Source organism: Verrucomicrobiota bacterium, from assembly GCA_016871535.1.
GTDB lineage: Bacteria > Verrucomicrobiota > Verrucomicrobiia > Limisphaerales > SIBE01 > VHCZ01.
This window is the reverse complement of the sequence record VHCZ01000409.1, coordinates 1-3,344: the sequence shown is the minus strand read 5'-3', so window position 1 is coordinate 3,344 and position 3,344 is coordinate 1. Positions and strand designations below refer to the sequence as shown.

The 3,344-nt window shown below is 57.0% G+C and carries 3 protein-coding genes; all 3 read left to right on the top strand.

The window, feature by feature from the left end:
* Nucleotides 1-314: 314 nt before the first annotated feature.
* Nucleotides 315-914 carry a hypothetical protein gene (locus FJ398_26885; protein ID MBM3841506.1) on the top strand — a complete coding sequence of 200 codons (600 nt, stop codon included), beginning with the start codon at nucleotides 315-317 and terminating at the stop codon, nucleotides 912-914.
* 121 nt (nucleotides 915-1,035) lie between these two features.
* Nucleotides 1,036-2,058, top strand: a complete 1,023-nt coding sequence (locus FJ398_26880; GenBank protein ID MBM3841505.1) for an SDR family oxidoreductase — start codon at nucleotides 1,036-1,038, stop codon at nucleotides 2,056-2,058.
* A gap of 194 nt (nucleotides 2,059-2,252) precedes the next feature.
* A partial coding sequence (locus FJ398_26875) for a nucleotide sugar dehydrogenase (protein MBM3841504.1) occupies nucleotides 2,253-3,344 on the top strand: 1,092 nt, incomplete at its 3' end.

Genomic DNA, 3,344 nt, shown 5'->3' with positions numbered 1-3,344 from the left:
GCACGAGGCAATTGCTGGCCTGGCGGGCTATCCGGCTGGTCTGGGTGCATGGCGAGCGACGGGACCACTTCGAAGTCGAGCCGGATCTCGGCAATTTGCTCCGAGCCGGTTATTCGGATTTTGTAAAGCCGCGGCTCCTTTCTTCACAGAAACGAATCGAGAGCATGGCTTCATCGCTGGACGAGGAATTTGCGGATGGGATCTTGAGCCGCGAGGAACACAAGATCTGCTCCGAAAGGCTGAAGAGCTTTGCGCGCATCCAGAAGAAACTCCAAGCGTTGATCCCTCTGGCGGAAAAACTGTTCTGACGTTAGATGCAAATCAAGTGGACCTGGCTCGCGTTTGCTGTCGCGTTGCTCCTCCCGCCTGTGCCGCTGTCGGCTTCGCTGCGGAACTTCCTCAAATCCCGCCGGAATGCGTCGGCCAGCGTGCGATCGCTTCTAGCAATCTGGCAGAACTGGGCTGATCTGATTCGCGCGGCCCTTGGAACTTATTTGCTCACGGAATTGGCTGTCGAGGTGGATCGCGGAGTGAAAGGGGCGGCGACCGAGGCCCTGATGTTGCAGGCGGCGGTCCTGGGAGTTGTATTGCTGTGCCAGACTGTTCGGTTCGGGCGGGGGGCCAGGTTGGTCGCCCCGGTTTTCTATCTTTGCGGATACACAGTGGTCTTGGGAGGTTATGTCGCCGGGGGATTCGCTGTTTTTGTCGGATGGCTGTTCGCGGTTGGAGGCAGAAACGCTGCCTATCAACTCCCGATTATGGGGGTGGCGCTGGGCACAGCCGGTTATCTGTTGGACTTCAATTTGCGCCTAGTCTTGGCGTGCGGGTTGATTTTTGTCCCGTTGTTCTTGTCATTCATGGCCCGACAGCAATTGGCGTTTGTTGCACGCGAACCGGCACCGCTAACTGCGTAGTCTGGCGTCCATGGTTGGTGGAGCCTTTTGAGACTCCCAAGAATCCACTGCTCCACGACTCCAATTCTCGGCGCCGCGTTTGCTTGGCAGGAGCCACGCGCCACCTTGTGGTCAAACACACGTGACCGCTTACGATAAAGTCAAGTCGCAGATCCGAAGGACACCGCAGAGTTGGCTCGTGACCGGCGCCGCCGGTTTTATTGGATCACACATCCTGGAGCGGCTGCTGTTGCTCGATCAACGCGTGGTTGGCCTGGACAACTTTGCCACCGGCAAGCAACAGAACCTGGATGAAGTGAGCCGGTTGGTAAAGCCCAAGCAATGGGCGCGATTCACTCTTATCGAAGGCGATATTCGCGATTTGAACGTGTGCCAGAAGGCTTGCTCCGCAATCGATTTCGTCTTGCACCAGGCAGCTCTGGGGTCCGTGCCACGATCTGTCGCAGACCCCATTACGGCCAACGAAGTCAATGTCGCCGGGTTTCTGAATATGCTCGTCGCCGCGCGGGATCAGAAGGTGAAGAGGTTTGTTTATGCCGCAAGCAGCGCGACCTATGGCGATCATCCAGATCTCCCGAAACGGGAAGAGAATATTGGCCGGCCACTTTCTCCGTACGCCGCCACGAAATACTTCAACGAAATCTATGCGGATGTCTTCGGCCGGTGTTATGGCCTGCAGACCGTCGGACTGCGATACTTCAACGTGTACGGTCCTCGGCAAGATCCGGAAGGCGCATACGCCGCGGTGATACCACGCTGGATCGCGGCGATGATGGCCAACCAACCGACACAGATCAACGGTGACGGCGAGACCAGCCGTGACTTCTGTTACGTGGAGAACGCTGTGCAAGTTAATCTGCTTGCGGCGGCGACTTCAAATCCCGAAGCCATCGGCCAGGTGTACAACGTCGCTTTGAATGCTTGCACCAGCTTGAATCAGTTGTTTGAGTTATTGCGAGAACGATTGCTGCCTTCCTGTCCGCATCTCAACGACTGCGAGCCTGTCTATGCCGATTTCCGTCCCGGCGACGTCCGACACTCGCAAGCGGATATCGAGAAAGCCAGACGGCTCCTGGGGTATGAGCCGACACACACTTTCGAGCAGGGCCTGGACGAAGCGCTAGAATGGTTCAAACGAAAGTAGGGCAGGCATCTTGCCTGCCTCAAAACAACGATGGCGAAAGACTTTTGGCTCTCAATCCTTTCACCAGGATCACCAGGAGGCTCCGGAGAGAACGGAGTTGTTATCTCTGTTTTCTCCTGTTCAAGTTTTGACGACCATATTTGCGAGCGGGTCGCCAGTTTGCGCAGGCAGGCTGGAAGCCTGCCCCACGTTGCATGCCCATCGCTGTCATAGGACTAGGCTACGTCGGGCTGCCGCTGTCGCTGCAATTCGCGCGCTCCGGCTTGACGGTTCTCGGCCTGGATATCGATCCGGCGAGAGTCGATTCCATCAACGCCGGGCGCAGTTACATCAAGCACATCGAAAGCACAGCCATCCAGGAGCAATGCTCGGCCCAGCGCCTTTCCGCGTCCACCGATTTCAGCCGCATCCAGGACGTCGATGCGGTTATCATCTGCGTACCGACGCCGCTGAACAAGAACCGGGAACCGGACATTTCGTTCATTATCAAGACCGGGGAGAGCATCGCTCCTCATTTGAGGAAAGGCACTTTGGTCGTTCTGGAATCCACGACTTATCCCGGCACGACGGATGAGGATTTGCGTGAAGTGCTCGAACGCGGTTCGGGATTCAAGGCCGGGATCGACTTTCATCTCGCCTTCTCACCCGAACGCGAAGACCCCGGCAACCCGGACAGCAAGGTCGCGTCGATTCCTAAAATCATCGGCGGTTACACGCGGGTTTGCCTGGAGAAGGCCCGGGCACTTTACGAGCACGCGATTCAGAGGATTGTTCCCGTTTCTTCCTGCCGCGCGGCCGAGGCGACCAAGTTGCTGGAAAACATTTTCCGCAGCGTGAACATCGCGCTTGTCAATGAACTGAAACTGGTTTACGGCGCGATGGGCATTGACATCTGGGAAGTCATCAAGGCGGCCAAAACCAAGCCTTTCGGTTTCATGCCGTTCTATCCCGGACCTGGCCTGGGCGGGCACTGCATTCCGATCGATCCGTTTTACCTGACCTGGAAAGCCCGTGAATTTGGCCAGAATACGAGATTCATCGAGCTCGCCGGCGAGATCAACACCGCCATGCCGGAATACGTGGTTAATCGCGTGGCCGAAGCGCTCAACGATCGCAGCAAACCCGTGAAGGGAGCAAAAGTGCTGGTCATTGGCCTCGCGTACAAACCTAACGTGGACGACGACCGGGAGTCGCCGAGTTATCATTTGATGGAGTTGTTGAAGAAGCGAGGCGCAGAAGTGGCGTACTACGACCCGTACGTTCCTGTTATTCGAGCAAGCCGCGAG